This window comes from Streptomyces sp. NPDC101166 (assembly GCF_044768125.1).
Taxonomy (GTDB): Bacteria; Actinomycetota; Actinomycetes; order Streptomycetales; family Streptomycetaceae; genus Streptomyces.
On record NZ_JBIWPF010000013.1, the window covers coordinates 232287 to 257505 of the forward strand.

Sequence of the window (25219 nt, forward strand, 5' to 3'; positions counted from 1 at the left end):
TCCACGGCGTTGCGTGCGATACACATTGTCTGCAGCGGCCGCCCCCGCCCGGCAAGCGAATAACCGTCCAGGATGTGACCGTCGAGAGGAGCCGACCGTGCAGCGGAAGGCGTACGTACCCGGCGTCGCCGCCCTCATCGCGGCGCTGTTGGCCGGCTGCACCGGCGGCTCGGACGACCGGGGCCCGACGGACGACGCCAACCCGGGCAAGGCCGGCACCGCCAGCGCCGTCGCGGAGCCCGGCCGGTACGCCACCCTCCCGGAGGCCTGTCGCGCCGTCAGCCGCGGCACGCTCGACGCGCTGCTGCCCGGCGCGCGCGAGATCGCCGACCCGATCCGGCGCGAGGCCGCCTACGGAGGCGAGGCGACCCAGACGTTCGACACCGACCGCAAGACGGGCTGCCGTTGGAAGGTGGAGTCGGCGGACGCCACCGACCACCTCCTGGTCGACTTCGAGCGCGTGGTGTCGTACGACACCGCGGTCAGCGACGACACCGAGGCCGAGGACCTGTTCGCGGGCAAGGTGACGGCGGCCGACCTGCCCGCGCCCGCCGTCTCGGCGACCGGCTCCCCGTCCGCCTCGCCCTCCTCCTCCGCGGCCCCCTCGCCGACGGGCACGGGCCCCTCCTCGGGCGTCGGCCCCGCGGCCGGCGGGGCGGGCTCCGCCTCGGCCGCTCCCCGGGCGAGCGCCCCCGCGAGCTCCTCGGCGGGTTCGTCCACCGGCCCGTCCCCGTCGGTCTCCACCTCCGCCGAGCTCCAGCCCCGCCTGCTCGAAGGCCTGGGCGACGAGGCGTTCGTCGACGACGCCCTCGACAGCTCCGCCTCGACGGCCAAGCAGCGGACGGTGACTGTGGCGTTCCGCACGTCGAACGTCATTGTGACCGTCCGGTACGAGGAGCAGCCGACGACGATCGGCACGGTCCCCGACAGCGAGGAAATGCAGGACAGGGCCCGGAATCTGGCCGCCCAGCTCGCCGACTCCCTGCGCGGCTGAGGCGACTTCACCTCCGTCCGCGCTCCGCCCGCCGCCCCCCGGAAGCGGAACCGCACACCTCCTTCACCGCGTACCGTGGCCCCTTGGACCCGATCAGACCGCAGGAACCACGAGCGTCATGAGTGAAGGAACCATGCAGCGACGAGCCCAGCGAGACGACCAGCACGACCAGCGCGCGGACCGTGACGGGCGCGCCCCGCACGAGCGCCGGACGCGGCGCGTCGGAGGCCTGAACCGCGCCCTCGCCGCAGCGGCCGCGCTGCCCGTGATGCTGCTCGCCGTCGGCTGCTCCTCCGACTCCGGTTCGGACGACTCCGCGCAGAAGGCCGGCTCCGACGTCGCCGCGGGCGCCGGCGCGACGGTCAGCGCGCAGCCGAGCGTGCCGGCGGCCGCTTACGCGAAGCTGCCGGAGGCCTGCAAGTCGCTGCCGAAGCAGACGCTGACCGACCTGGTGCCGAAGGCGTCGGCGGCCGGCAAGGAGGGCGCGTCGAGCGACACCGACGCCCGCGCCTCGTGCTCCTGGTCCAGCCTCCAGAACAACGGGGTGAAGGGCTCGCAGTTCCGCTGGCTGAACGTCTCCCTGCTGCGCTTCGACTCCAACACGTCGACCTCCGGCGAACAGCAGGCGCAGGCCTACTACGCCAAGCAGATCAAGGGCGCCCAGGCGGTCTCCGGCGCGGCGAACGCGAAGACGCAGGCGCTCACGGGCACCGGCGACCAGGCGACGATCGTGCGGTACGACCTGAAGAAGAGCGAGGGCGCCTTCAAGCAGCAGACGGTCGTCGCGCGCGTGGAGAACGTCGTCGTCACCCTCGACTACAACGGCGCGGGTCTGGCCGGCGAGAAGGCCCCCAGCGCGGACACGCTGACGAAGTCCGCGGAGAAGGCCGCCAAGGAAGTCGTTTCGGCGGTCCGCTCGGCCAACGGCGGTTCCACGGAAGGCGGTTCGGGCGCGAGCACCTCGCCGTCCAAGCCCTCCACCTCGTCGCCGTCCAAGCCGCCGGCCTCCTCCCCGGCCCCGTCCGCGTCGGCCGGGTCGCCGTCGGCGTCGGCCTCCGCCGCACCGAAGAGCTGACAGTCCGGCAGCACGTTCGCCGCACACGTGTGCCACCCTGTTGCGCGCAACAACACGCAAGGGGAGGGGGTGCGGGTGGCCGCGCCTATTGAGCTGACTCGCACACACCGCATTCTCATCGGTGTGGTCGTGTTCGGCGCCGTCGTCATCGCGGGCATCGGCTTCGCCGGGTCCTACGCCGCCGTACGCGAACTGGCCCTCAAGAAGGGCTTCGGGAACTTCAGTTATGTGTTCCCGATCGGCATCGACGCGGGCATCTGCGTCCTGCTCGCCCTGGACCTGCTCCTGACCTGGATCCGGATCCCGTTCCCCCTGCTGCGCCAGACGGCGTGGCTGCTGACGGCGGCGACGATCGCGTTCAACGGCGCCGCCGCCTGGCCGGACCCGCTCGGCGTCGGCATGCACGCGGTGATCCCGATCCTGTTCGTGGTGTCGGTCGAGGCCGCCCGGCACGCCATCGGCCGGATCGCCGACATCACCGCCGACAAGCACATGGAAGGCGTCCGCCTCACCCGCTGGCTGCTCTCCCCGGTCCCGACGTTCCTGCTCTGGCGGCGGATGAAACTGTGGGAGCTGCGCTCCTACGAGCAGGTCATCAAGCTGGAGCAGGAACGTCTCGTCTACCAGGCCCGGCTGCGCTCCCGCTTCGGCCGTGCCTGGCGGCGCAGGGCCCCGGTCGAGTCCCTGATGCCCCTGCGCCTGGCCCGCTACGGCGTGCCCCTGGCCAAGACGGCCCCGGCGGGCCTCGCGGCGGCAGGCATCAAGCCGGCCCTGCTGCCCCCGGCCCCGGAGCCCGAGACCGTGCCCGAGCCCCGGACCGAGGCGGCGGCACAGGTGGGCGGGGCGGCGGCTCCCGGCGAGCAGCGCCCCGCGCTGGGCGGCGGCCAGAACGCTCCTCGGCAGGGCGGCAAGGCCGAGCCCGACGTGAACCAGTGGCTGCACGCCCGGCACCCGCAGCAGGTCGAGTACCACGGCGGTTACAACCCCGACTACGACCCCGAGGCCCAGTACCAGCAGTGGTACGAGGAGCAGCTCCAGGCCGAGCAGTACGAGGAGCAGTACACGCAGGAGCCCCCGCCGCAGGAACCCTCCCCCGAGGAGACCGGCAGCTTCCCCATCCCCGTGGCCCCCGGCCGTACCCGGGAGCTGGGTGACGGCGGCGGCTCCCCGGAGCCGGACGAGGACGCCTACTACCAGGTGTTCCGCCAGTCGATAGACGGCAGCTACCCCACCCCTCGCGTCCTCGGCGACAACATCCAGGCGACCTACGGGACGACCCTGAGCCCGAACGATCTGAAGACCCTGGCGGAACGCTTCCAGAAGCGCCACTCGGTGGAACTGGAAGAGGACCACATCGCGTGACGCACAGCGCGGAGGGGGCGCCCGGCGAACACCGGGCGCCCCCTCCTCGTCGTCGAGCGGCCTACTCCCCGAGCAGGGCCCGCACCCGCTCCTGTCCCACCGCCAGCAGCAGCGTGGGCAGGCGCGGGCCCGTGTCCCGGCCGACCAGCAGGTGGTAGAGCAGCGCGAAGAACGACCGCTGCGCGGTCTTGATCTCGGCCGGCAGCTCCTTGGGCGTGGCGTCCGCCGCGAACCCGGCCTGCACCTTCGGCACGCCGTACACGAGGTGCGTCAGCCCGTCCAGCGACCAGTGCGACTCCAGCCCGTCGAGCAGCAGCCGCAGCGACTGCCGGGACGTCTCGTCGAGGGACTTCAGCAGCTCCGCGTCCGGCTCCTCGCGCACGATGGTCCGCTGGTCGGCGGGGACCTGCGTGTTGATCCAGGCCTCGGCGCGGTCGTAGCGCGGCCGGGCCTCCTCCAGGGAGCCGAGCGGGTTCTCCGGGTCGAGCTCGGAGAGGATCCGCAGCGCCTGGTCCTGGTGACCGGCGGTGATGTCGGCGACGGAGGCCAGCGTCCGGTACGGCAGCGGCCGGGCCGTGCGGGGCAGCTCACCGGCGGCGGTGCGCACCGCGCGCGAGTGCGCGGCGACGTCGGCCGGCAGCGCGGAGCCGTCGGCGACCTTGCCGTCCAGCTTGTCCCACTCGTCGTAGAGCCGCTGGATCTCCTGGTCGAAGGCGATCTTGAAGGACTGGTTGGGCCGGCGGCGGGCGTACAGCCAGCGCAGGATCTGCGGCTCCATGATCTTCAGCGCGTCGCCGGGGGTGGGCACACCGCCCTTCGACGAGGACATCTTCGCCATGCCGCTGATGCCGACGAACGCGTACATCGGGCCGATCGGCTGCTTCCCGCCGAAGATGCCGACGATCTGGCCGCCCACCTGGAAGCTGGACCCGGGGGAGGAGTGGTCGACGCCGCTGGGCTCGAACACGACGCCCTCGTACGCCCAGCGCATCGGCCAGTCGACCTTCCAGACCAGCTTGCCCCGGTTGAACTCGTTGAGCCGCACGGTCTCGGAGAAGCCGCAGGCCTCGCAGGCGTACGTCAGCTCGGTGCTGTCGTCGTCGTAGGAGGTGACCGTGGTGAGGTCCTTCTCGCAGTTGCCGCAGTACGGCTTGTACGGGAAGTAGCCGGCGGAGCCGGAGCTGCCGTCGTCCTCGGCGGCCGCGCCCGAGCCCTCGGCGGCCTCCAGCTCGGCCGCGTCGACCGGCTTCTGCTGCTGCTTCTTCGCCGGGGCCTTCTTGGTCCGGTACTGGTCGAGGATCGCGTCGATCTCGCCCCGGTGCCGGATGGCGTGCAGGATCTGCTCCCGGTAGACGCCCGAGGTGTACTGCGCGGTCTGGCTGATCCCGTCGAACTCCACGCCCAGCTCGGCCAGCGACTCGGCCATCGCGGCCTTGAAGTGCTCGGCCCAGTTCGGGTGGGGCGACCCGGCCGGGGCCGGCACGGAGGTCAGGGGCTTGCCGATGTGCTCGGCGAAGGAGGCGTCCACGCCGGGGATGCCGGCCGGCACCTTGCGGTAGCGGTCGTAGTCGTCCCAGGAGATGAGGTGCCGGACCTCGTGTCCCCGTCGGCGGACCTCGTCGGCGACGAGGTGCGGGGTCATGACCTCGCGCAGGTTCCCCAGGTGGATGGGGCCGGAGGGGGAGAGACCGGACGCGACCACGACGGGTTTGCCGGGGGCCCGACGCTCCGACTCCTCGATGACCTCATCCGCGAAACGGGAGACCCAGTCGGTGGTCTCGGTGCTCTGAGCCACGTTCGGCACGTCCTCTTTGTCAGTGATCGATCAGGAATGCGTCTGGATCGATCAGGGATGCGTCTGGAACTTCCCCGACGGCGGCCGTCACGGTCGCACGTCCGGCGCACCCATTGTCCCAGCCCCACCCCCGAGCACGAAAACGACTTCCGACCGTCGCACACAAGTCGTGTACAACCGTCGGCGTCCCCGGGTTGTCCAACTGTTCGTCGAACCAGCCGGGTGAAGGGTGTGGTGGGGACATGCGGTCCGGACCGAGACGCACGACGGCGATGACAGCGGCGGGCACCACGGCGACGGCCGCGCTGCTGCTCGGCTCCCTCACGCCGACGGCCGCCCAGGCCGCCCAGGCCGCACCCGCGGCGCCCGCACAAGCCGACGTCAGGACGACCCTGCGTCCGGAGCCCACGTCCGTGGCCCCGGGCCGCGAGTTCCAGCTGAATCTGGTCACCGACCTCGTCACCGGCTCCGTCCCGAAGCTGGCCGTGACCGTCGCCCTGCCGGCCGGGCTGACCTACGCGCGCCCCACCGACCCCGACGACCTGGAGTACCAGCGCTGCGTGCCCTCCGCCGACGGCCGCACCGTCACCTGCCGGTCACTGGACGCCCCGCACGAACACGTCTGGGAGCAGCTCGGCATCCGCGTCGACAAGGGCGTGAACCCGGGCGCCGCCTTCACGGTCACGGCGACGACCGACATCGGCGACGTCGTCGACAGCAAGCCGGAGGACAACACGGCGACGGCGACCGTCAGGGCGGTGACCGGCACCGACGTCGGCGTCTCCTGGCAGCCGCCGACCGTGCCGGCGCGGCCCGGCCGGCCGGTCGTGACGAAGCTGGTCGTCACCAACCACGGGCCGGGCTCCGTCGCCGCGGGCCAGGCCGTGAAGCTGCACATCGACTCGACGGCGTTCCGGACCTGGCCGTCCGCGCCCAGGAGCTGCTGGGCGGACCCGGACGTCCTGGTCTGCGAGACCCCCTCGGAGCTGGCGGCCGGCGAGAGCCACACGTTCGAGCTGCGGTGGACCTTCCCGAAGGAGTCGGGCGGCAGGAAGCACCGGGTGCTGACGACCTTGTTCTCCGACGCGCTCGACCCGTGCGTGGACAACGACCGCGCCGAACTGGTCCTGGACGTCGCCAAGACGCCCCCGCCCGGCCCGAAGCCCCCGAAACCCACTCCGACGCCGACGTCGACGGCCGGCCCGAAGCCGACACCCACGCCGACGGCGTCCCCGACGGGCCCCGGGGCGACCGCCTCGCCGGCGCCGGCCACCGGGGGCGGCTCGGGTGTCACCCCGCAGAGCGGCGGCGGGCACCTCGCCGCCACCGGCGCCGGGCCGATGCCCGCCCTCGCCGCCGGCGCGGCGGTGCTCGTCCTCGCGGGCGGCGCGCTGCTCGCGGTACGGGCGCGGATGCGCCGCCGGCAGGACGACTCGCACTGAACAGGGCGTCCGTGCCGGACGCCGACGACCACGAACCACACCGATCAGGGGGAACATTGCACACGCGCGCACGATGGGGACGCCTGTCCGCCAGAGCGGCGGCGGCGACGCTGTCACTGCTGACCGCCACGTCGACGGGGGCGCACGCGGCGCCGGGCGCCGATCCGGTCGACGTGGAGGCCAGGCAGTACTTCGACCACGAGGTCACCACGCCCGGCGGGACCTTCGACGTACGGGCGATCGCCGACCTCATGACGGGTCGGGTGACCCGGCTCGGGCTCACCCTGACGCTCCCTCAGGGCGTCACCTACGTCCGGACCGGCCATGACGCCGCCGACGCCGTCTGCACGCCCTCCGCCGACGGCCGGAGCGTGAAGTGCGCGGCGAAGGACGGGAAGTCGGACGTCTCGGCGCAGGTGGTCGTCAAGGTCGGCGCGGACGTCGCGCCGGGGACGGAGCTCAGGTTCACCACCACCGCCGACCTCGGCGACACGGTCGACGCCAAGCCGGAGAACAACACCGCGACGGGCAAGGTCACCGTCTGCAAGCCCGCCGATCTCGGAATGAAGTGGAAGGCGCCCTCGGGCAGGACGCCGGTCGGCGAGCGCGTGAAGACCGAGCTCGTGGTGACCAACCACGGTCCCGGCTCCGTCCGGCTCGAGGCCGTGCGCTTCTCCCTGGGCTGGGACTACTGGCCCGCGACCGACTACGACAAGAACTGCTGGGCCGATCCGGGCGAGCTGATCTGCGACGTCTTCCGCGAGCTCGCCCCGGCCGAGACCGTCACCTTCCCCTTCACCTGGAAATTCCCGAAGAAGGCCGCAGGCACGAGGTACGAGGTGCCGGCCTCCTTCTACGCCTTGAGCCCGCTCGACTCGAATCCGTCGAACGACAAGGCCGTCCTCGTCTTCGACATCGCCAAGGGGTCCCCCGCCTCCCCGAAACCGACGGTGAAGCCCACCCCGTCCAAGCCGCCGGCGTCCTCCCCCGCGGCCACGCCGACGCCCTCGGCGTCGTCCGCCCCCTCGTCCACCGCCCCGGCGGGCGGTTCGCAGGCCTCCCCGCAGGGCGGCGGCGGGCAACTCGCCCGGACCGGCGGCGGTCCGGTCGCCGCGACCGCCGCCACCGCCACGGCACTGGTCCTGACGGGGGGCGCCGTCGTGCTGCTGAGCCGCGGCCGGCGCAGGGAGCGGGGCAGGCACATGTGAGCCAGAAAACCGGTTTGCCCCCCATGGGATACTGACGGGGTCCACCCATTCCACGAGGAGAACGGCACCCCTCCTATGGCCTCGGTCACGTCCCTCAGCGACTCCGTCCAGCAGCACCTCGCGTCCGCCCTCTCGGCCACCCTGCCGGAGGCCGCCGGCGCGGACCCGCTGCTGCGACGAAGCGACCGGGCCGACTTCCAGGCCAACGGCATCCTCGCGCTGGCCAAGAAGGCGAAGGCGAACCCGCGGGAACTGGCGACGAAGGTGGTCTCCGAGATCGTCACCGGTGAGGTGATCAAGGACGTCGAGGTCTCGGGCCCCGGCTTCCTGAACATCACCGTGACGGACAGGGCGATCACGGAGATCCTCGCCGCGCGCTACGCCGACGACACCGGCCGGCTCGGCGTCCCGTACGCCGAGCACCCGGGCACGACGGTGATCGACTACGCCCAGCCGAACGTGGCCAAGGAGATGCACGTCGGCCACCTGCGTTCGGCCGTCATCGGGGACGCGGCGGTCCAACTCCTGGAGTTCACCGGCGAGACGGTGGTGCGCCGGCACCACATCGGCGACTGGGGAACCCAGTTCGGCATGCTCATCCAGTACCTGGACGAGCACCCGCACGAGTTGGACCACAAGGACGCCGAGGTGAGCGGCGAGGAGGCGATGTCCAACCTCGACCGCCTCTACAAGGCCGCGCGCAAGGTCTTCGACTCCGACGAGGAGTTCAAGACGCGGGCGCGTCGCCGGGTGGTCGACCTCCAGGCCGGCGAGCCGCGCACGCTCGCCGCGTGGCAGAAGTTCGTCGACGAGTCGAAGATCTACTTCTTCTCCGTGTTCGAGAAGCTGGACATGGAGATCCGGGACGCGGACATCGTCGGCGAGTCCGGGTACAACGACATGCTGGCCGAGACCTGCCGCCTCCTGGAGGAGTCCGGCGTGGCGGTCCGCTCCGAGGGCGCGCTGTGCGTCTTCTTCGAGGACGTCAAGGGCCCGGACGGCAACCCGGTCCCGCTGATCGTGCAGAAGTCGGACGGCGGCTACGGCTACGCGGCGACCGACCTCTCCGCGATCCGCGACCGCGTCTTCAACCTCAAGGCGGACTCGCTCCTCTACGTCGTGGACGCCCGCCAGTCCCTCCACTTCAGGATGGTCTTCGAGACGGCGCGCAGGGCGGGCTGGCTCAACGACGACGTGAAGGCCTTCCAGCTGGCCTTCGGCACGGTGCTGGGCATGGACGGCAAGCCGTTCAAGACCCGTGAGGGCGAGACGGTGAAGCTGGTCGACCTCCTCGACGAGGCGGTGGAGCGGGCCACGGCCGTCGTGCGGGAGAAGGCGGAGAAGGTCGGCCTGACCGAGCAGGAGATCGAGGAGAACGGCCGGCACGTCGGGATCGGCGCGGTGAAGTACGCCGACCTGTCGACGTCGGCGGTCCGGGACTACAAGTTCGACCTGGACCAGATGGTCTCGCTCAACGGCGACACCTCGGTGTACCTCCAGTACGCGTACGCCCGTATCCAGTCGATCCTGCGCAAGTCCGAGGGCGCGACCCCCACTCCCCACCCGGAGCTGGAACTCGCGGCCGCCGAGCGGGCGCTGGGTCTGCACCTGGACCAGTTCGGGGAGACGGTCCTGGAGGTCGCGGCCGCGCACGAGCCCCACAAGCTCGCCTCGTACCTCTACCAGCTGGCCTCGCACCTGACGACGTTCTACGACCAGTGCCCGGTGCTGAAGGCCGAGACCGGGGAGCAGAAGGAGAACCGTCTGTTCCTCGTCGACCTGACGGCCCGCACCCTCCACCGGGGCATGGCCCTCCTGGGCATCCGCACCCCGGACAAGCTCTGACGGCGCCGCCGGGCCGGTGACCGGTTGTCAGTGGCGGCCCCTACAGTCCCCGTCATGGCGACTCTTCCCAACCCGCTGCCCCGGCTGGCCTCCGACCCGAGCGGTCGCACCCTCGGTCTCCGGCTGCCGCCGGGCCGGCTGATCGACACGACGGACGCGGGGGCGTGGCACGAGCCGCTGCTGTGGTGCGCGCAGCAGCCGGCGTCCGCCGGGAACTGGGCGGCGCTGGGCGGGCCGGCGGCCCGCGCGGGACTGCTGCCCGTGCTCGTCGAGGTGGGCGGCCCTCAAGGCGGGCCCGAGGGCTGGGAGTTGGCTCCGCGGCTGGCCTCCTACCCCGGTGATCACGACGCGGAGGAGGTCCTAGCCGAGTACTGGGAGGAATGCGAGCCCGGCGACGTCACCGACGGCGACGGCGCCGACTGGCCCGGCCTCGCGCCCGCCCCCTCCCTCATCGTCGACCCGGCCGTCGCCGCCGCGCGGCTCGCGGACGCCCTCTGCGACGGCTCCCGCCCCGGGATCGAGGAGCCCCGGCTGGCCCTCGTCCCGGCCCGCCGTTCCGCCGATGTGCCGGCGGCCGTCGGCTGGTGCGGGCCGCTCAACCATGACAACGACGTGGCCCGGCTCTGCGCGGTCCTGCGGTCCTGGGAGGACCGCTTCCGGATACGCGTCGTCGCCCTCGGCTTCGCCGTGCTGACCGTCTCCGTGGCCGCGCCGCCCACCACGCCCGACGACGCCGAGGCGCTGGCGGCGGAGCACTACGCCTTCTGCCCCGACAACTTCGCCGACCGGAGTCTGCGGGAGTACGCGAAGGACCTCGTGGGGGAACGCTCCTGGACGTTCTGGTGGGACTGACCGGCACTACGCGCCGAGCGCCCGGCCCAGCCGGCTGAGCCCCTCCGCGATCTCCTCGGGGGTCTGCGTCACGAAGCACAGCCGCAGCGTCGACGGGTCGGGCTCACCGGCGTGGAAGGGCGCGCCGGGGACGTAGGCCACGTGGTGCGCGACCACCGCGGGCAGCAGGGCGGCCGTGTCGTGGCCGTCGGGGAGCCGGGCCCACAGGAACATGCCGCCCTCGGGCCGGTTCCAGACCGAGCCCTCGGGGAGGGCCTCGGGCAGTCCGGCGAGCATGGCGTCCCGGCGCTCGCGGTAGACGCCGGCGACGCGGGCCACATGCGCGTCGAGGTCGGCGACGGCCAGGTAGCGGGCGGCGGCGAGCTGGTTGACGGTCGGGGTGTGCAGGTCTGCCGCCTGCTTGGCGACCGCGCAGGCCCGCCGCAGCCGCGCCGGGGCGCGCAGCCAGCCCAGCCGCAGACCGGGGGCCATGACCTTGGAGAAGGAGCCGAGCAGCACGGTCCGGTCGCGGGCGTCGGGGTGGGCGGCGATCCAGGGGACGCGCTCGCCCTCGTAGCGGAGTTCGCCGTAGGGGTCGTCCTCGACGATCCACAGGCCGTGGCGGGCGGCGACCGCCGCGAGGGCGGCACGGCGCTCGGCGGGGAGGGTGCGGCCGGTGGGGTTCTGGAAGGTGGGGACGGTGTAGAGCAGTTTGGGGCGTTCACGGACCACCAGGTCGGCCAGCGCCTCGGGGTCGGGGCCGTCCGCGTCGCCGGGCACCGGGACGATCCGGGCGCCCGCGAGGCCGAAGACCTGGAGGGCGGCGAGGTAGCAGGGGTCCTCGACGAGGACGGTGTCACCCGGGTCGAGGAGCGCGGCGGCCAGGAGGGACAGCGCCTGCTGCGAACCGGCGGTGACGAGGAGGTCGTCGGCATCGGTCGGCAGCCCCCGCGCGGACATGCGCGCCGCCAGCGGTTCACGCAGCGCCGGTTCGCCCTCGGTGGTGGAGTACTGCAGTGCCCTCCCGGGCGTCTCCTCCAGCACGTGCCGGAAGGCGTCGGCGACGCCCTGCCGGTCGAACAGTTCCGGCGCGGGCAGCCCGCCCGCGAAGTTGATCACCTCGGGCCGGGCGGTGACGGCCAGGATGTCCCGCACGGGCGACCCGCCGACGGCGAGGGTGCGCGCGGCGAGAGCTGGAACGGGCGCGGCGGGACCGGCAGTCGACGCCGCCTCGGCGGGGGCTGGGGTGTCGGCTGGGACGACGGTCATGGCACGGCTCCTTCGGCTGCGGGGGCGCACGCCTCGCGTCCCGCAGCCTAGGGAAGTGCATGCCGTCTACACGTTGCTTTCCACGATCCGGACGTGAGGCGAGCCGTGGGACGTCCTCACGGTCCTGGAAGGGCGGCGCGACGAAGGCCCGTGCCGTGCGACTCCTACGGCGTCGGGGAAGCCCCTGCCCGGCCCCACGCGGAACCGCCGACCGGAAACTCGTAGGCGGGCCGCCCGTTGTTGCCGCTGGTGCGGAACGGCTTGCCGTGGTCGTCGACGATCAGCGTCCCCCGCCGCGGCCCGCTGGACCAGGACAGCTCCAGCACCCAGCTCACGTCGTACGCGGAGGCGTCGGCGCTGATGTAGTAGATCTCCGGGTCGGACTCGCTCACCGTGAACGGGAAGTCCTCCGACCCCGCGTCCGGCACCGGACTCGGCCGCGCCGCGTCGAGGGCGACGGAGAAGTGACGCTTCGGCATGCCGCCGCCGCAGCCGACACCCGGGTACCCCATGGCGTAGTCGTTCCAGGCGAGCGGTGAACGCTTCTCCACCGTGCGGACCCTCAGGCTGTTCACGACGACGGTCTCGTCCCCCGCCCCCTGCACGGTCACCGCCACCATCTGCTGCCCCGAGGGCACGGCACCGTGCGCGGCGACCCAGGCGGGCGCATGCTGTTCGAGCGGCGGCGGCGCGACCCGGTCCGGCTCCCTGTCGATCAGGTACCGCTGGGAGCAGGGATCGATCCAGGCGTGCGAACGGACGTCGACGGTGAAGGGCGGCGCGGCCGCGCCGGGGTCGGGGGCCGCCCCCGCGGCGCCTCCACGGGCGTGGCGCGACGGCGTCAGGGAGCCGGACGGCGACGCGGTCGAAGCCGAGGGCGAGGGCGAGACGGAGGAAGGGGAAGGGGAGAGGGACGGGGCGGAGGCCGACGGCGAGCCGCTCACCGCCTCTGGCGCGGACGCTGCGCCGGCCGGACGCGCGTCACCGGCGTCCCGGTCGCCGCCCGGCAGGCTCAGGGAGAGGGCGAGGGCAACGGCCCCGAGGGCGGTGGCGGCGCCGACGACGGCGAGGAGGCGTGTGCGACGCCGTACGCCGGTGTCGTGCGCCCCGCCGTCGCCCTCGGGACCGCCCGGGTCCCGCATCGGCCTGTCGAGCACCTCGGTCGCCGCGTCCGCCCCGTCGTCGCCGTGCCCGTCGACCGCGTCCGCGGTCACGGTGGTCCCGCTCACCGCGCCACCGCCGGCGGCCGGCGCGGCGGCACCGCCCGCGCCGCCCGACGCCTCGCTCCCCTTCCTGCCGCGCCCCGCGTCGGCCAGCACCCACTGCCGGTGCAGCTCGACCAGTTGCGCGGGCGTCGCCTTGCAGAGCCGGGCGAGCCGTTCCACCGGAGCGTAGTCGGTGGGGACGGCGTCCCCGTTGCAGTAGCGGTGGAGGGTCGACGTACTCATGTGGAGCCGTCTCGCGAGCGTTCCGTAGCTGAGCCCGGACCGGTCCTTCAACTCCCGCAACAGCTCAGCGAAGTCCGCCGCAGACACCGTTCGTCCACCCCCCATGTCCCACCCCTGCGTTCCAGGGATGGTTTGTTTTCCCAGCTCAGATGCGTTGTGTCCGTTCCAGCGTCCCTGATCGCCCGCCGGACGTGGCGGCCGGGACGGATCACCCCACATGCTGAGGTCATCCAAGCACGCAGCTCCCGCCGGCCGGTCGAGCAGCCTGCGCCAACCACCTTTCCAAGAACGGGTCTTCACCATGCGCATCCGCCGCACCAACCCCCTCTTCGCCCCTGCGATCGCCGCCGTCGCGGCCCTGTCCCTCACGGCGTGCCAGGACGGCACGGACACGAAGACCGAGGGCGCGTCGACGCCGGTGTCGTCGGCGGTCACCCCGCAGCCCGGGAACACGGGGGCTGCGGCCACGGGCACGACGACGGACTCCGGCACGAGCACGGTCACCGACACGGGCTCCGGCACCGGTTCGCACGCGAAGCCCGCCGGCGGCACGTCCGGAAAGCAGACCTCCGTCACCGCCCCGCAGGGCAAGGGCAAGGACACGGACCCGAACGCCCCGGAGAACCGCGTCCTGTGCAACGGCTCGAACACCAAGGTGACCGCCAAGCCGGTCCCGCGCCCCCTGAACCACATGCTGATCACGGTCACCAACACCGGCAGCAAGGTCTGCGACCTCACCTACCACCCCGTGCTGCGCTTCGAGGAGATGCAGTGGGCGCCGCAGGCCGCGGAGGAGACCCGGCCGCAGGCGGTGACGACCCTCTCCCCCGGTGAGTCGGGTTACGCGGGCGTCCTGCTGGCGGCGGCCGACGGCAGCGGCGAGGGCGGCATGACGGCGAAGAAGCTGACGGTGGGCTTCCAGGGACGCACGCCGAACAGCGACGGCGGCGCGGTGGCGAAGCCCTCCCTGCCTGCCGGCGGCGTGTACTACGACAGCTCGCTGCAGGTGACGTACTGGCAGCAGGACATGGCCGACGCCCTCGAGTGGTGACCCTCGGCAGGCAGCGCCCGCCTCACCGGATCTTCTGGGCCGCCTCGGTGGCCCAGTAGGTGAGGATGTTCCGCGCCCCGGCCCGCTTGATGCCGGTCAGCGTCTCCAGAATGGCCCGGTCGCGGTCGAGCCAGCCCTTCTCGGCGGCGGCCTCGATCATCGAGTACTCGCCCGAGATCTGGTAGGCGGCGACGGGCACGTCCACGGCGTCGGCGACGCGCGCGAGGATGTCCAGGTAGGGGCCGGCCGGCTTGACCATCACCATGTCGGCCCCCTCCTCCAGGTCCAGCGCGAGCTCGCGCAGCGACTCCCGCAGGTTGGCCGGGTCCTGCTGGTAGGTCTTGCGGTCCCCCTTGAGCGAGGACCCGACCGCCTCCCGGAAGGGCCCGTAGAAGGCGGAGGAGTACTTGGCGGTGTAGGCGAGGATCGCGACGTCCTCCCGCCCGATCTGGTCCAGGGCGTCCCGGACCACGCCGATCTGCCCGTCCATCATCCCGCTGGGGCCGACCACGTGGGCGCCCGCGTCGGCCTGGACCTGGGCCATCTCGGCGTACCGCTCCAGGGTGGCGTCGTTGTCGACGCGCCCTTCCGCGTCCAGCACGCCGCAGTGCCCGTGGTCGGTCGTCTCGTCCAGGCACAGGTCGGACATGACGAGCAGGTCGTCCCCGACCTCGGCCCGCACGTCCCGGATCGCCACCTGGAGGATCCCGTCCGGATCGGTCCCCGGCGTCCCGAGCGCGTCCTTCTTCGACTCCTCCGGCACCCCGAACAGCATGATCCCGGAGACCCCGGCCGCCACCGCCTCGGCGGCCGCCTTCTTCAGACTGTCCCGGGTGTGCTGCACGACCCCGGGCATCGCCTGGATCGGCACCGGCTCGCTCACGCCCTCCCGCACGAACGCGGGCAGGATGAAGTCGGCCGGATGCAACCGGGTCTCGGCGACCATGCGCCGCATCACGGAGGAGGTGCGCAGCCGCCGGGGACGCGTACCGGGAAAGGATCCGTACTTCGTCATGCGCACTACGCTACGCCCGCCCCGGCAGCCCCTTTACCGACGCCGGGTCGGCTTCGCCGCCCACCGCACGGGAGACGCGGACGGCCCCGCACCCGACGACTCGGGGCGGGGCCGTACGGCCTGTCCTCAGGTGGCCCGGCGGCGCCGGGCGCCCGGACGGCGCTCGCTCGGGCGGGTGACCGGGTCGCCCGCCTCCAGAGCCGCGGTCCGGCGGCGGACGCCGAAGTCGGCCAAGGCCTCCGCCAGCTTCAGCGCGGACGGCTCGGGTGCCATGACGTCGACGCGCAGACCGTGTTCCTCGGCGGTCTTCGCGGTCGCCGGGCCGATGCAGGCGATCACCGTCACGTTGTGCGGCTTGCCGGCGATGCCCACCAGGTTGCGGACCGTGGAGGACGACGTGAAGAGCACGGCGTCGAAGCCACCGCCCTTGATCGCCTCCCGCGTCTCCGCCGGCGGCGGCGAGGCCCGAACGGTCCGGTAGGCCGTGACGTCGTCGACCTCCCAGCCGAGCTCGATGAGACCGGCGACCAGCGTCTCGGTGGCGATGTCGGCCCGCGGCAGGAACACACGGTCGATCGGGTCGAACACCGGGTCGTACGGCGGCCAGTCCTCCAGCAGACCGGCGGCGCTCTGCTCACCGCTGGGCACCAGATCCGGCTTCACGCCGAAGGCGATGAGCGCCTTGGCGGTCTGCTCACCCACCGCGGCGACCTTGATCCCGGCGAAGGCCCGCGCGTCGAGGCCGTACTCCTCGAACTTCTCCCGGACCGCCTTGACGGCGTTCACCGAGGTGAAGGCGATCCACTCGTAGCGGCCCGTGACCAGGCCCTTCACCGCCCGCTCCATCTGCTGGGGCGTGCGCGGCGGCTCGACGGCGATCGTCGGCACCTCGTGCGGCACGGCGCCGTAGGACCGCAGCTGGTCGGAGAGCGACGCCGCCTGCTCCTTCGTGCGCGGCACGAGCACCTTCCAGCCGAACAGCGGCTTGGACTCGAACCACGCCAGCTGGTCGCGCTGGGCGGGGGCGGAACGCTCGCCGACCACGGCTATCACCGGCCGGCCGCCCTCGGGCGAGGGCAGCACCTTGGCCTGCTTCAGCGTCTGCGCGATCGTGCCGAGCGTGGCCGACCAGGTGCGCTGCCGGGTCGTCGTACCGGCGACGGTGACCGTCAGCGGGGTGTCGGGCTTGCGGCCGGCGGACACCAGCTCGCCGGCCGCCGCGGCGACCGAGTCGAGGGTCGTCGACACCACGACCGTGCCGTCCGACGCGCCGACCTCGGTCCAGCACCGGTCGGAGGCGGTACGGGCATCCACGAACCGGACGTCCGCGCCCTGCGCGTCCCGCAGCGGCACACCCGCGTACGCGGGCACGCCGACCGCGGCGGCGACGCCGGGAACGACCTCGAAGGGCACGCCGGCCGCGGCGCAGGCGAGCATCTCCTCCGCCGCGTACGTGTCGAGTCCGGGGTCCCCGGACACCGCACGCACCACCCGCCTGCCGCCGCGCGCGGCCTCCATGACAAGATGTGCGGCATCCCGCACCGCGGGATCAGCAACGGTTGTTGACGCGCCGTCAACGACCGCGGCGAGTGGCGCGACCGTGCCCGGAAGCGGATCCGGCGAAGGGCCGGTCTCCGCGTTCACGACGGTGACACCCGGCCGGGCGTGCGTCCGGACGACGTCGAGCACCTCGTGCTCGGCGACGAGGACGTCCGCGTGGGCCAGGGCCTCCACGGCGCGCAGGGTCAGCAGTCCCGGATCCCCGGGTCCGGCACCGAGGAAGGTGACGTGCCCGTGCTCAGGAACGGCGGCGGCAGGAAGGGCGGTGGGGCTCACTGTGCTCGCTCCCCCATCAGACCGGCCGCGCCCTGGGCAAGCATCTCGGCGGCGAGTTCGCGACCGAGCGCCATTGCCCGGTCGTGCGTGTCGGGCACGGGACCGGTGGTGGACAGCTGCACCGTGCGCGAACCGTCGGTCGTGCCGACGACGCCGCGCAGGCGCATTTCCTTGACAATCTGCCCGTCGGCCAGGTTGTCGGCCAGCGCACCCACTGGGGCGCTGCAACCGGCCTCCAGGGCGGCGAGCAGTGACCGTTCGGCGGTCACGGCGGCCCGGGTGAGCGGGTCGTCGAGCTCGCCGAGCGCTGCGATCAGAGCTGCGTCCTGGGCGGAGTTGCCCGCCCTGCACTCGATCGCCAGTGCCCCCTGGCCGGGGGCGGGCAGAACCGTGTCGACCGACAGGAAATCGGTCACTTCGTCACTACGCCCGATCCGGTTCAGTCCGGCGGCGGCCAGGACGACGGCATCCAGCTCACCGTCCCGGACGAAACCGATCCGCGTGTCGACGTTGCCCCGGATCGGGACCGTCTCTATGTCCAGCCCGTGGGCGCGCGCGTACGCGTTCAGCTGCGCCATCCGGCGCGGCGAACCCGTGCCTATGCGCGCCCCGCGCGGCAGGTCGGTGAACTTCAGCGCGTCCCGGGCGACGATCACGTCGCGCGGGTCCTCGCGCACCGGTACGGCGGCCAGGACCAGCTCCTCGGGCTGCGTGGTCGGCAGGTCCTTCAGCGAGTGGACCGCGAAGTCGACCTCGCCCCGCGCCAGCGCGTCGCGCAGCGCGGTGACGAACACTCCGGTCCCGCCGATCTGCGCGAGGTGCTCGCGGGAGGTGTCGCCGTAGGTGGTGATCTCGACGAGCTCGACGGGCCGCCCGGTCACCCGGCGTACGGCGTCCGCCACCTGCCCTGACTGGGCCATGGCGAGCTTGCTCCGTCTGGTCCCGAGCCTCAGTGCCTTCGTACTCATGCCGGCCCTCGGTTCTTGGCGTGGTTCTCGGTGATCTCGTTGCTGGGGTCGCCGTCCGTCCCCGTGTCCTCCCGCGCCCGCGAGACGGCGGCCACCGCCTCCTGGTCGAGGTCGAACAGGGTCCGCAGCGCGTCCGCGTACCCGGCGCCGCCGGGCTCGGCCGCGAGCTGCTTGACCCGCACGGTCGGCGCGTGCAGCAGTTTGTCGACGACCCGCCGCACGGTCTGCGTGATCTCGGCGCGGTGCTTGTCGTCCAGGCCGGGCAGCCGCCCCTCGAGCCGGGCGATCTCGCCGGCCACGACGTCGGCGGCCATGGTACGCAGGGCGACCACGGTCGGCGTGATGTGCGCGGCCCGCTGCGCCGCGCCGAACGCGGCGACCTCGTCGGCGACGATCCGTCGGACCTGGTCGACGTCGGAGGCCATCGGAGCGTCCGCGGACACCTCGGCGAGCGACTCGATGTCCACCAGCCGCACCCCGGCGAGCCGGTGCGCGGCCGCGTCGACGTCCCGCGGCATGGCGAGGTCCAGCACGAACAGCACCGGCTCCGGCCGTACGGGCGCGGCGGCCGGCTCGGGCCTGCGGCGCTCGGGGACCCGGCCCAGCGTGGCGGCGGTCGCGGCGAGCGCGGCGATCAGCTCGGCGTCGGCCTCGGGCCGGCGGGCGGCCTCCCTGCGGTCCACGCCCGCGCCGGCGACCCAGGCGGCGTGCTGCTCCAGCGTCGCCGCGTCCATGCCGGCCACGGCGGCCTCCCCCATCACGGAGAAGCCGGACTGCTGCACGGCCTGCAGGTCGAGCGGGCAGTTGTCGTCGGCGCCGGCGGCGCCCACGGGCGCGCTCGGCAGCGGACGCACACCGGCCCGCGCAGAATCCTGCGCGGGCACGTCCTCGGTGAAGGCGACGGGCGCTCCGGTGCGGCCCTCGACCGCCGACGCGACGGTGTCCGCCGTGAGGACGAGCCCCGTCGCCCCCGTGCAGGAGACGGCGACGTCGGCACGTGTCAGCTCATGCCGCACCGCCTCCATCGGGACGGCGCGGGCCGTCAGGCCCGGCTCCCCCGCCTCGGCGAGGCTGGGCCCGTACTGCTCTTCGAGCAGGTGCGCGAGGCGCTCGGCGCGGTCGAAGGTGCGGTTGGCGACGACGACCTCGGTGACGCCGACCCGCGCGAGCGTGGCCGCCGCCAGCGAGGACATGGAGCCGGCGCCGATGACGAGGGCGCGCTTGCCGCGGGCCCACGCGCTCACGTCCCCGCCCGCGGCCAGCTGTTCCAGGCCGAAGGTGACCAGGGACTGGCCGGCGCGGTCGATGCCGGTCTCGGAGTGGGCACGCTTGCCGACCCTGAGCGCCTGCTGGAACAGGTCGTTCAGCAGCCGTCCGGCGGTGTGCAGCTCCTGCGCTCGGGCCAGCGAGTCCTTGATCTGGCCGAGGATCTGCCCCTCGCCGACGACCATCGAGTCCAGACCGCAGGCCACCGAGAACATGTGGTGGACGGCGCGGTCCTCGTAGTGCACGTACAGGTACGGCGTGAGCTCCTCCAGACCGACCCCGCTGTGCTGGGCGAGCAGCGTGGACAGCTCGGCGACACCGGCGTGGAACTTGTCCACGTCGGCGTAGAGCTCGATGCGGTTGCAGGTGGCGAGCACCGCGGCCTCGGCGGCCGGCTCCGCGGCGAGCGTGTCCTGGAGCAGCTTCGACTGGGCGTCCGCGCAGAGCGAGGCGCGCTCCAGCACGCTGACCGGAGCGGTGCGGTGGCTCAGTCCCACGACGAGGAGACTCATGCCGGCATCACGGCGGGGACGTCCCCGTCAGGGCCCTGGTCGGCGGACGCGCGCCGGGGCGTGGGCGCGGGGCCCGCGCCGTCGCCGGACGCGGCCTCCTCGCCGGCCTTGCGCTGCTCGTGGAAGGCGAGGATCTGCAGCTCGATGGAGAGGTCGACCTTGCGCACGTCGACCCCGTCGGGGACGGACAGCACGGTCGGCGCGAAGTTCAGGATGGAGGTGACGCCGGCGGCCACGAGCCGGTCGCACACCTGCTGGGCGGCGCCCGCCGGGGTCGCGATGACGCCGATCGACACGCCGTTGTCGCTGATGATCTTCTCGAGCTCGTCGCTGTGCTGCACCGGGATCCCGGCGACCGGCTTCCCGGCCATCGCGGGGTCGGCGTCGATGAGGGCCGCGACCCGGAAGCCGCGGGAGGCGAACCCGCCGTAGTTGGCCAGCGCCGCGCCGAGGTTGCCGATGCCGACGATCACTACCGGCCAGTCCTGGGTGAGGCCGAGCTCACGGGAGATCTGGTAGACGAGATACTCGACGTCGTAGCCCACCCCGCGCGTCCCGTAGGAGCCCAGGTAGGAGAAGTCCTTGCGCAGCTTCGCGGAGTTGACCCCCGCCGCGGCCGCGAGCTCCTCGGAGGAGACGGTGGGGACCGAGCGCTCCGACAGCGCGGTCAGCGCGCGGAGGTACAGCGGAAGCCGGGCGACGGTGGCCTCGGGAATCCCTCGGCTACGGGTCGCCGGTCGGTGAGTTCGGCCAGTTGCCACGGTGCTCCTGCGGGTAGAGCGGGGCTGCAGGCGGTCATACGTCCCCAGACCGCCCCGTCGAAAGCAGGCTATGTCTTTGTGAACGCGTGCACAAAGATGGTGTCCGATTTGCCCGGCCAACGTGACCGGGGTCACGCGCCCCCGGCGTATGCACGGAGAAGCGGCGCTGACGCGCTCGCGCTCCTTTACTACCGGGGGCAAAACCGCACACTCTCCTCACGAATCCCGCCCCCGAGACCTGGTCACCGTCGATCCTAAGCGACTTTGCCGACCACTTGGACTGGTCGGTCAGTTGTCGATCATCGACCGCCCGGCCCGCCGAACCGCCGGCATCCGCCCGCCGACGCGGAGGCGCCGGCCCACCGGCCGCTCACCGGCCCCTCGACGGTCGCCCGCCCGTCACCCGCCCGTCAACTCCCTGCGCAGCCGCTCCTCGTTCACCCGCCAGAAGGTGTGCTGCTCACCGTCGACCAGGACCACCGGGATCTGCTCCCAGTACTGGTCGTGCAGCCGCGCGTCCTCGGTGATGTCCCGCTTCTCCCACGGCACGCCGAGCTCGGCGCACACCTTCTCGATCACGAGCTGTGCGTCATCGCACAGATGACAGCCCGGCTTGCCGATCAACGTCACCAGCCGGTCCTGCGGGGCGGGGCCCTTACGTCGGAAGAGGGGACTCATGTCAGCCATTCTCGCCCGGCGACGCGCGGGCGGCCGCCGTAGCTGTCGATTCCGCTTTCCCCGGGCCCCACCCCACTTCTTTAACGACACGGTCGTGGAGAGTTCACAGCGTTCAAACCTCGTGACTCCGGAACCACCGGATGAACTGGCTATGCTCACGCCATGGCCGCTCTCGGATGGCTCACTCCCCGTAGGCGCTCCGCCACGGCGCGGAGCGTGTTGGCAGGCGAGGCCTCGGCGGAGGCCGCCCGCAAGTCCAGTCAGGACACCCAGGACGAAACACCGTTCCCCGTCCACGGCGACGAGAAGGCCGCGGCCTTCTTCGACCTGGACAACACCGTGATGCAGGGCGCCGCCCTCTTCCACTTCGGCCGTGGCCTGTACAAACGGAAGTTCTTCGAAACCCGCGAGCTCGCCCGGTTCGCCTGGCAGCAGGCGTGGTTCCGGCTGGCCGGCGTCGAGGACCCGGAACACATGCAGGAGGCCCGCGACTCGGCGCTCTCCATCGTCAAGGGCCACCGCGTCAGCGAACTCCAGTCGATCGGCGAGGAGATCTACGACGAGTACATGGCCGAGCGCATCTGGCCCGGCACCCGGGCGCTGGCCCAGGCGCACCTGGACGCCGGACAGAAGGTGTGGCTGGTCACGGCGGCGCCCGTGGAGATCGCCCAGGTGATCGCCCGCCGCCTCGGCCTGACCGGCGCGCTGGGCACGGTCGCGGAGTCGGTGGACGGCGTCTACACGGGCAAGCTGGTGGGCGAGCCGCTGCACGGCCCGGCCAAGGCGGAGGCGGTGCGCGCCCTGGCCTCGGCGGAGGGCCTCGACCTCTCCCGCTGCGCCGCCTACAGCGACTCCCACAACGACATCCCGATGCTCTCCCTCGTCGGCCACCCCTACGCCATCAACCCCGACGCCAAGCTCCGCAGGCACGCCCGGGACCTGGACTGGCGCCTGCGCGACTACCGCACGGGCCGCAAGGCGGCCAAGGTCGGCATCCCGGCGGCCGCCGGGGTGGGAGCGGTGGCGGGCGGCACCGCGGCGGCGATCGCCCTGCACCGCCGACGCCGCTGACGCGCGGTCGACCGGCGCGTCAACCAGCCGCCCCGCTGACCGGAGGGCCCTGACCAGCACACCCTGACCGGAGGCCGTCGGTCCGGCCGGTGCCGCCCCGAAGCGCGCGCGGACGACGGCCGTTGTCCGCGCACCGCCACAACACGCCCCGGAGCGACCGGAAACTCGAACCGTTCCGATCAACAGTCGGTCACTTCGCGCAACTTGATCGAGCGACAATCGGCTACAGAGGCGATGTAATCGACACTTTGAGCAACTCGGTGTAGCAGCGCCTGTACGAAGCGTTATTCTCCTCAGACGCAAACCGGTACCCCTCCGTCGCTACGACGGGTGAAAGGTCCCGCACTGCACGTGATGGAAGCTCTGCCTCTGGGAGTCCCGTGTACCCACACGTCGGGGTTGACACCTCGGGCCTGGCTACGCTGCGCGCAAAGGTCGCTACGGTCCAGGACCTGTTGCGCGGCTTCGTCCCCACCGCGTACGCCGTCCCCGCCTTCGCCGCCGCTCCGAACGGGCCGTGCTACGCACTGGCCGACGGCCTGGAGCAGGCGCCGGCGCGCAGCGTCGTCGAGGGGCGGCGGTCGGGCGACGGACGCACGGCCGGCCGCCGGGGACGCGCGACCGGCGCGGCCACCGCCCGCCGGCCGGCCGCAGACAGCGACAGCGCCCGGATGATGGACCTCGTCGAGCGCGCCCAGGCCGGCGAGGCCGAAGCCTTCGGGAGGCTGTACGACCAGTACAGCGACACCGTGTACCGGTACATCTACTACCGGGTGGGCGGCAAGGCGACCGCCGAGGACCTCACCAGTGAGACGTTCCTGCGCGCCCTGCGCCGGATCGGGACCTTCACCTGGCAGGGCCGCGACTTTGGGGCCTGGCTCGTCACCATCGCCCGCAACCTCGTCGCCGACCACTTCAAGTCCAGCCGCTTCCGGCTGGAGGTGACCACCGGCGAGATGCTCGACGCCAACGAGGTCGAGCGCTCCCCCGAGGACTCCGTGCTGGAGTCCCTCTCCAACGCCGCGCTGCTGGACGCCGTACGCCGGCTCAACCCCCAGCAGCAGGAATGCGTCACGCTGCGCTTCCTGCAGGGGCTGTCCGTCGCCGAGACCGCCCGTGTGATGGGCAAGAACGAGGGCGCCATCAAGACGCTCCAGTACCGGGCCGTGCGTACGCTCGCCCGGCTCCTCCCCGACGACGTCCGCTGACCCCGCCGCCTCCGCCTACTGTCGGCCACCTCAACTCACGTTCGGTGAAAGTCCGTTGACTTCCCCATCCGATCATCCGCAGTCCGTAACCCAAGTGCCACGCCAGTCGTTGTGCGGGATACAGGCTCCCTGTGGTCACGTCCCGGCCCTCCCCGATCACCTGATCGTGTGGAAGCGGTCGCGGGCGTGCAACCCCCCGAACCCCCGGGGAGCCGACCGTCATGACGAGAGGAGGTGCCGCCAGTGATCGCGAACGTATCGGCGCACCGGCGGGCGAACGCCTTCGCCCAGGCCCTGGAGGAGCAGTCCGACCAGGGCACGGCGGCCGAGCAGTCCGAAGGATCGGCACCGGCCCCGGCCGCTGCGGACCAGACCGAGCAGGGCCGCCTCCTGGCCCTTGCGACGAGTCTCGCCGAGCTGCCCCAGCCGGAGTTCGACCCCGAGGTCAAGGTCGTCCAGCGCGCCCAGTTGGTCGCCGCGATGGAGGCCATGCTGAAGGCGGGCGCCGCGGGCGAGGACGCATCGGTACCCGAACAGCGGTCCCGCGCGCGGGGATCGCACCGGGCGACCCCGTTGAGCAAGCTCCGACCGCGTTCACGGCTCGCCAAGGGCCTCACCGCGGGCGGGCTCAGCGTCGGCGTGGCCGCCGGAGCGTTCGGCGGCGTCGCCGCCGCGAGCTCCGACGCCCTGCCCGGCGACTCCCTGTACGGGCTCAAGCGCGGCATCGAGGACTTCAAGCTCAACTATCTCGCCGAGGGCGACGGCGAGCGCGGCCGGGCCTACCTCGACCAGGCCTCCACCCGGCTCGGCGAGGCCCGCCGGCTGATGGAGCGCGGCCGCGGCGGCGCGCCGCTCGACCACGAGTCCCTCGGCGAGATCCGGCGTGCCCTGTCCGGCATGCAGCACGACGCCTCCGAGGGCCACCGGCTGCTGCACGAGGCGTACCAGCGCGACCCGGACTCCCTGGGCCCCATCCAGGCCCTGTCCGCCTTCTCGCGCTCGCACCGCGACGTCTGGGGCGACCTGCGCGAGAAGCTGCCCGTGCAGCTCGGGGACGTCAGTCAGCAGGTGTCGTCGGTCTTCGACGCCATAGACCAGGAGGTCGCCCCGCTGCAGTCCCTGCTCCCCCAGCCACCCGCCCAGGGGGGCGCCCAGGACGGCCGACGGCAGCGCACGGGTACCGGCACGGGTACGGACACGGCGTCCCCCGGCGCCTCGGGCGCCGACCGTTCCTCCGCCCCCAGCACCGGCGACACCACCCCCGGCGCGGACCGCCCCAGCGGCGGCAGCGGCAGTTCCGGCGACCCGTCCGCCAGTGGCACCGAGGACGACGGACTGCTCGGCGGCAACACCGGCGGCCTGCTCGACCCGCCCCAGAGCGCCGACATCAGCCCGCCGTCCGCCGGCCTGCCCACCCAGCCCGACGTCACCGTCCCGCCCCTCCTCCCGGGCCTCCTCCCGGGCCTGGGCATCAACGGCGACGACACGGACTGACCGGCCCGAGCTCGTTGTACGGCTGTGGGGGCGCCCTTCCCGAAAGAGCGCCCCCACAGCCGTCAGCGCCCTAGGGCCTGTCTGACAAAT

General features: G+C 72.7%; 20 protein-coding genes. 11 read left to right on the forward strand and 9 right to left on the reverse strand.

Annotated elements, in window-relative coordinates:
* Nucleotides 1–97: 97 nt before the first annotated feature.
* The 3 genes from ACIRS4_RS24060 to ACIRS4_RS24070 all read left to right on the forward strand — a co-directional run bounded on the left by ACIRS4_RS24060 (nt 98) and on the right by ACIRS4_RS24070 (nt 3431).
* Nucleotides 98–994, forward strand: a complete 897-nt coding sequence (locus tag ACIRS4_RS24060; RefSeq protein ID WP_404199414.1) for a DUF3558 domain-containing protein — start codon at nt 98–100, stop codon at nt 992–994.
* Between the two features lie 118 nt (nt 995–1112).
* Nucleotides 1113–2069 (forward strand): DUF3558 domain-containing protein, encoded by a 957-nt coding sequence (locus ACIRS4_RS24065; RefSeq protein ID WP_404199417.1) that lies wholly within the window; start codon nt 1113–1115, stop codon nt 2067–2069.
* A 75-nt stretch (nt 2070–2144) separates the two neighbouring features.
* The gene (locus ACIRS4_RS24070; protein ID WP_404199421.1) at nt 2145–3431 is read left to right on the forward strand and encodes a DUF2637 domain-containing protein; all 1287 of its coding nucleotides are present in this window, start codon (nt 2145–2147) and stop codon (nt 3429–3431) included.
* Between the two features lie 61 nt (nt 3432–3492).
* Here the strand turns inward: ACIRS4_RS24070 and lysS are convergent, their stop codons facing one another.
* Entirely contained in the window at nt 3493–5235 is a 1743-nt protein-coding gene (gene lysS / locus ACIRS4_RS24075; protein ID WP_404199423.1) for a lysine--tRNA ligase, read from the reverse strand.
* Nucleotides 5236–5468: 233 nt separating this feature from the next.
* On the opposite strand from lysS, the gene ACIRS4_RS24080 reads away from it, so the two are divergent.
* From ACIRS4_RS24080 to ACIRS4_RS24095, 4 genes are all read left to right on the forward strand, one after another.
* A complete protein-coding gene (locus ACIRS4_RS24080) occupies nt 5469–6668 on the forward strand; it encodes a hypothetical protein (RefSeq protein ID WP_404199426.1) in 1200 nt (399 codons plus the stop codon).
* Between the two features lie 56 nt (nt 6669–6724).
* Complete coding sequence (locus ACIRS4_RS24085) at nt 6725–7876, forward strand: hypothetical protein (protein WP_404199428.1); 1152 nt, start codon at nt 6725–6727, stop codon at nt 7874–7876.
* Between the two features lie 75 nt (nt 7877–7951).
* Entirely contained in the window at nt 7952–9721 is a 1770-nt protein-coding gene (gene argS / locus ACIRS4_RS24090) for an arginine--tRNA ligase (RefSeq protein ID WP_404199431.1), read from the forward strand.
* A 54-nt stretch (nt 9722–9775) separates the two neighbouring features.
* On the forward strand, nt 9776–10573 hold the full coding sequence (locus ACIRS4_RS24095) for a DUF4253 domain-containing protein (protein ID WP_404199434.1): 798 nt from the start codon (nt 9776–9778) through the stop codon (nt 10571–10573).
* A 6-nt stretch (nt 10574–10579) separates the two neighbouring features.
* Here ACIRS4_RS24095 and ACIRS4_RS24100 read toward each other — a convergent pair whose 3' ends face one another.
* Both ACIRS4_RS24100 and ACIRS4_RS24105 read right to left on the reverse strand, forming a co-directional pair.
* Nucleotides 10580–11821 (reverse strand): PLP-dependent aminotransferase family protein, encoded by a 1242-nt coding sequence (locus ACIRS4_RS24100; RefSeq protein ID WP_404199436.1) that lies wholly within the window; start codon nt 11819–11821, stop codon nt 10580–10582.
* Between the two features lie 164 nt (nt 11822–11985).
* Nucleotides 11986–13374 carry a helix-turn-helix domain-containing protein gene (locus tag ACIRS4_RS24105; protein WP_404199439.1) on the reverse strand — a complete coding sequence of 463 codons (1389 nt, stop codon included), beginning with the start codon at nt 13372–13374 and terminating at the stop codon, nt 11986–11988.
* Between the two features lie 196 nt (nt 13375–13570).
* On the opposite strand from ACIRS4_RS24105, the gene ACIRS4_RS24110 reads away from it, so the two are divergent.
* Nucleotides 13571–14320 (forward strand): DUF4232 domain-containing protein, encoded by a 750-nt coding sequence (locus ACIRS4_RS24110; RefSeq protein ID WP_404199442.1) that lies wholly within the window; start codon nt 13571–13573, stop codon nt 14318–14320.
* 22 nt (nt 14321–14342) lie between these two features.
* On the opposite strand, the gene hemB is transcribed toward ACIRS4_RS24110, so the two are convergent.
* The 6 genes from hemB to ACIRS4_RS24140 all read right to left on the reverse strand — a co-directional run bounded on the left by hemB (nt 14343) and on the right by ACIRS4_RS24140 (nt 21356).
* A complete protein-coding gene (gene hemB / locus ACIRS4_RS24115) occupies nt 14343–15335 on the reverse strand; it encodes a porphobilinogen synthase (protein ID WP_404199445.1) in 993 nt (330 codons plus the stop codon).
* Between the two features lie 126 nt (nt 15336–15461).
* On the reverse strand, nt 15462–17171 hold the full coding sequence (locus ACIRS4_RS24120; RefSeq protein ID WP_352245154.1) for a uroporphyrinogen-III synthase: 1710 nt from the start codon (nt 17169–17171) through the stop codon (nt 15462–15464).
* Nucleotides 17168–18139, reverse strand: coding sequence for a hydroxymethylbilane synthase (gene hemC / locus ACIRS4_RS24125; RefSeq protein ID WP_404199448.1), 972 nt, complete (start codon nt 18137–18139; stop codon nt 17168–17170). The genes ACIRS4_RS24120 and hemC overlap by 4 nt, the downstream gene beginning before the upstream one ends.
* Nucleotides 18136–19917 carry a glutamyl-tRNA reductase gene (locus ACIRS4_RS24130; protein ID WP_404199451.1) on the reverse strand — a complete coding sequence of 594 codons (1782 nt, stop codon included), beginning with the start codon at nt 19915–19917 and terminating at the stop codon, nt 18136–18138. The genes hemC and ACIRS4_RS24130 overlap by 4 nt, the downstream gene beginning before the upstream one ends.
* Nucleotides 19914–20678 (reverse strand): redox-sensing transcriptional repressor Rex, encoded by a 765-nt coding sequence (locus ACIRS4_RS24135; protein ID WP_130440740.1) that lies wholly within the window; start codon nt 20676–20678, stop codon nt 19914–19916. Before ACIRS4_RS24135 ends, ACIRS4_RS24130 begins: the two co-directional genes overlap by 4 nt.
* 399 nt (nt 20679–21077) lie before the next feature.
* The gene (locus ACIRS4_RS24140; protein WP_404199455.1) at nt 21078–21356 is read right to left on the reverse strand and encodes a glutaredoxin family protein; all 279 of its coding nucleotides are present in this window, start codon (nt 21354–21356) and stop codon (nt 21078–21080) included.
* Nucleotides 21357–21518: 162 nt separating this feature from the next.
* Here ACIRS4_RS24140 and ACIRS4_RS24145 point away from each other — a divergent pair, with 162 nt between their 5' ends.
* The 3 genes from ACIRS4_RS24145 to ACIRS4_RS24155 all read left to right on the forward strand — a co-directional run bounded on the left by ACIRS4_RS24145 (nt 21519) and on the right by ACIRS4_RS24155 (nt 25129).
* Nucleotides 21519–22427: an HAD family hydrolase gene (locus ACIRS4_RS24145; protein WP_404199458.1), complete on the forward strand. Its 909-nt coding sequence runs from the start codon at nt 21519–21521 to the stop codon at nt 22425–22427.
* A 380-nt stretch (nt 22428–22807) separates the two neighbouring features.
* Nucleotides 22808–23635 carry an ECF subfamily RNA polymerase sigma factor, BldN family gene (locus ACIRS4_RS24150; RefSeq protein ID WP_404199461.1) on the forward strand — a complete coding sequence of 276 codons (828 nt, stop codon included), beginning with the start codon at nt 22808–22810 and terminating at the stop codon, nt 23633–23635.
* 243 nt (nt 23636–23878) lie between these two features.
* A complete protein-coding gene (locus tag ACIRS4_RS24155; RefSeq protein WP_404199464.1) occupies nt 23879–25129 on the forward strand; it encodes a DUF5667 domain-containing protein in 1251 nt (416 codons plus the stop codon).
* Nucleotides 25130–25219: the final 90 nt, after the last annotated feature.

What these genes read in the sequence shown, in the direction of transcription:
- ACIRS4_RS24065 (WP_404199417.1), top strand. Translation starts at nt 1,113, where the DNA reads ATGAGTGAAGGAACCATGCAGCGACGAGCCCAGCGAGACGACCAGCAC.
- ACIRS4_RS24080 (WP_404199426.1), top strand. Translation starts at nt 5,469, where the DNA reads ATGCGGTCCGGACCGAGACGCACGACGGCGATGACAGCGGCGGGCACC.
- argS (WP_404199431.1), top strand. Translation starts at nt 7,952, where the DNA reads ATGGCCTCGGTCACGTCCCTCAGCGACTCCGTCCAGCAGCACCTCGCG.
- ACIRS4_RS24095 (WP_404199434.1), top strand. Translation starts at nt 9,776, where the DNA reads ATGGCGACTCTTCCCAACCCGCTGCCCCGGCTGGCCTCCGACCCGAGC.
- ACIRS4_RS24100 (WP_404199436.1), bottom strand. Translation starts at nt 11,821, where the DNA reads ATGACCGTCGTCCCAGCCGACACCCCAGCCCCCGCCGAGGCGGCGTCG.
- ACIRS4_RS24105 (WP_404199439.1), bottom strand. Translation starts at nt 13,374, where the DNA reads ATGGGGGGTGGACGAACGGTGTCTGCGGCGGACTTCGCTGAGCTGTTG.
- ACIRS4_RS24110 (WP_404199442.1), top strand. Translation starts at nt 13,571, where the DNA reads ATGCGCATCCGCCGCACCAACCCCCTCTTCGCCCCTGCGATCGCCGCC.
- hemB (WP_404199445.1), bottom strand. Translation starts at nt 15,335, where the DNA reads ATGACGAAGTACGGATCCTTTCCCGGTACGCGTCCCCGGCGGCTGCGC.
- hemC (WP_404199448.1), bottom strand. Translation starts at nt 18,139, where the DNA reads ATGAGTACGAAGGCACTGAGGCTCGGGACCAGACGGAGCAAGCTCGCC.
- ACIRS4_RS24130 (WP_404199451.1), bottom strand. Translation starts at nt 19,917, where the DNA reads ATGAGTCTCCTCGTCGTGGGACTGAGCCACCGCACCGCTCCGGTCAGC.
- ACIRS4_RS24140 (WP_404199455.1), bottom strand. Translation starts at nt 21,356, where the DNA reads ATGAGTCCCCTCTTCCGACGTAAGGGCCCCGCCCCGCAGGACCGGCTG.
- ACIRS4_RS24145 (WP_404199458.1), top strand. Translation starts at nt 21,519, where the DNA reads ATGGCCGCTCTCGGATGGCTCACTCCCCGTAGGCGCTCCGCCACGGCG.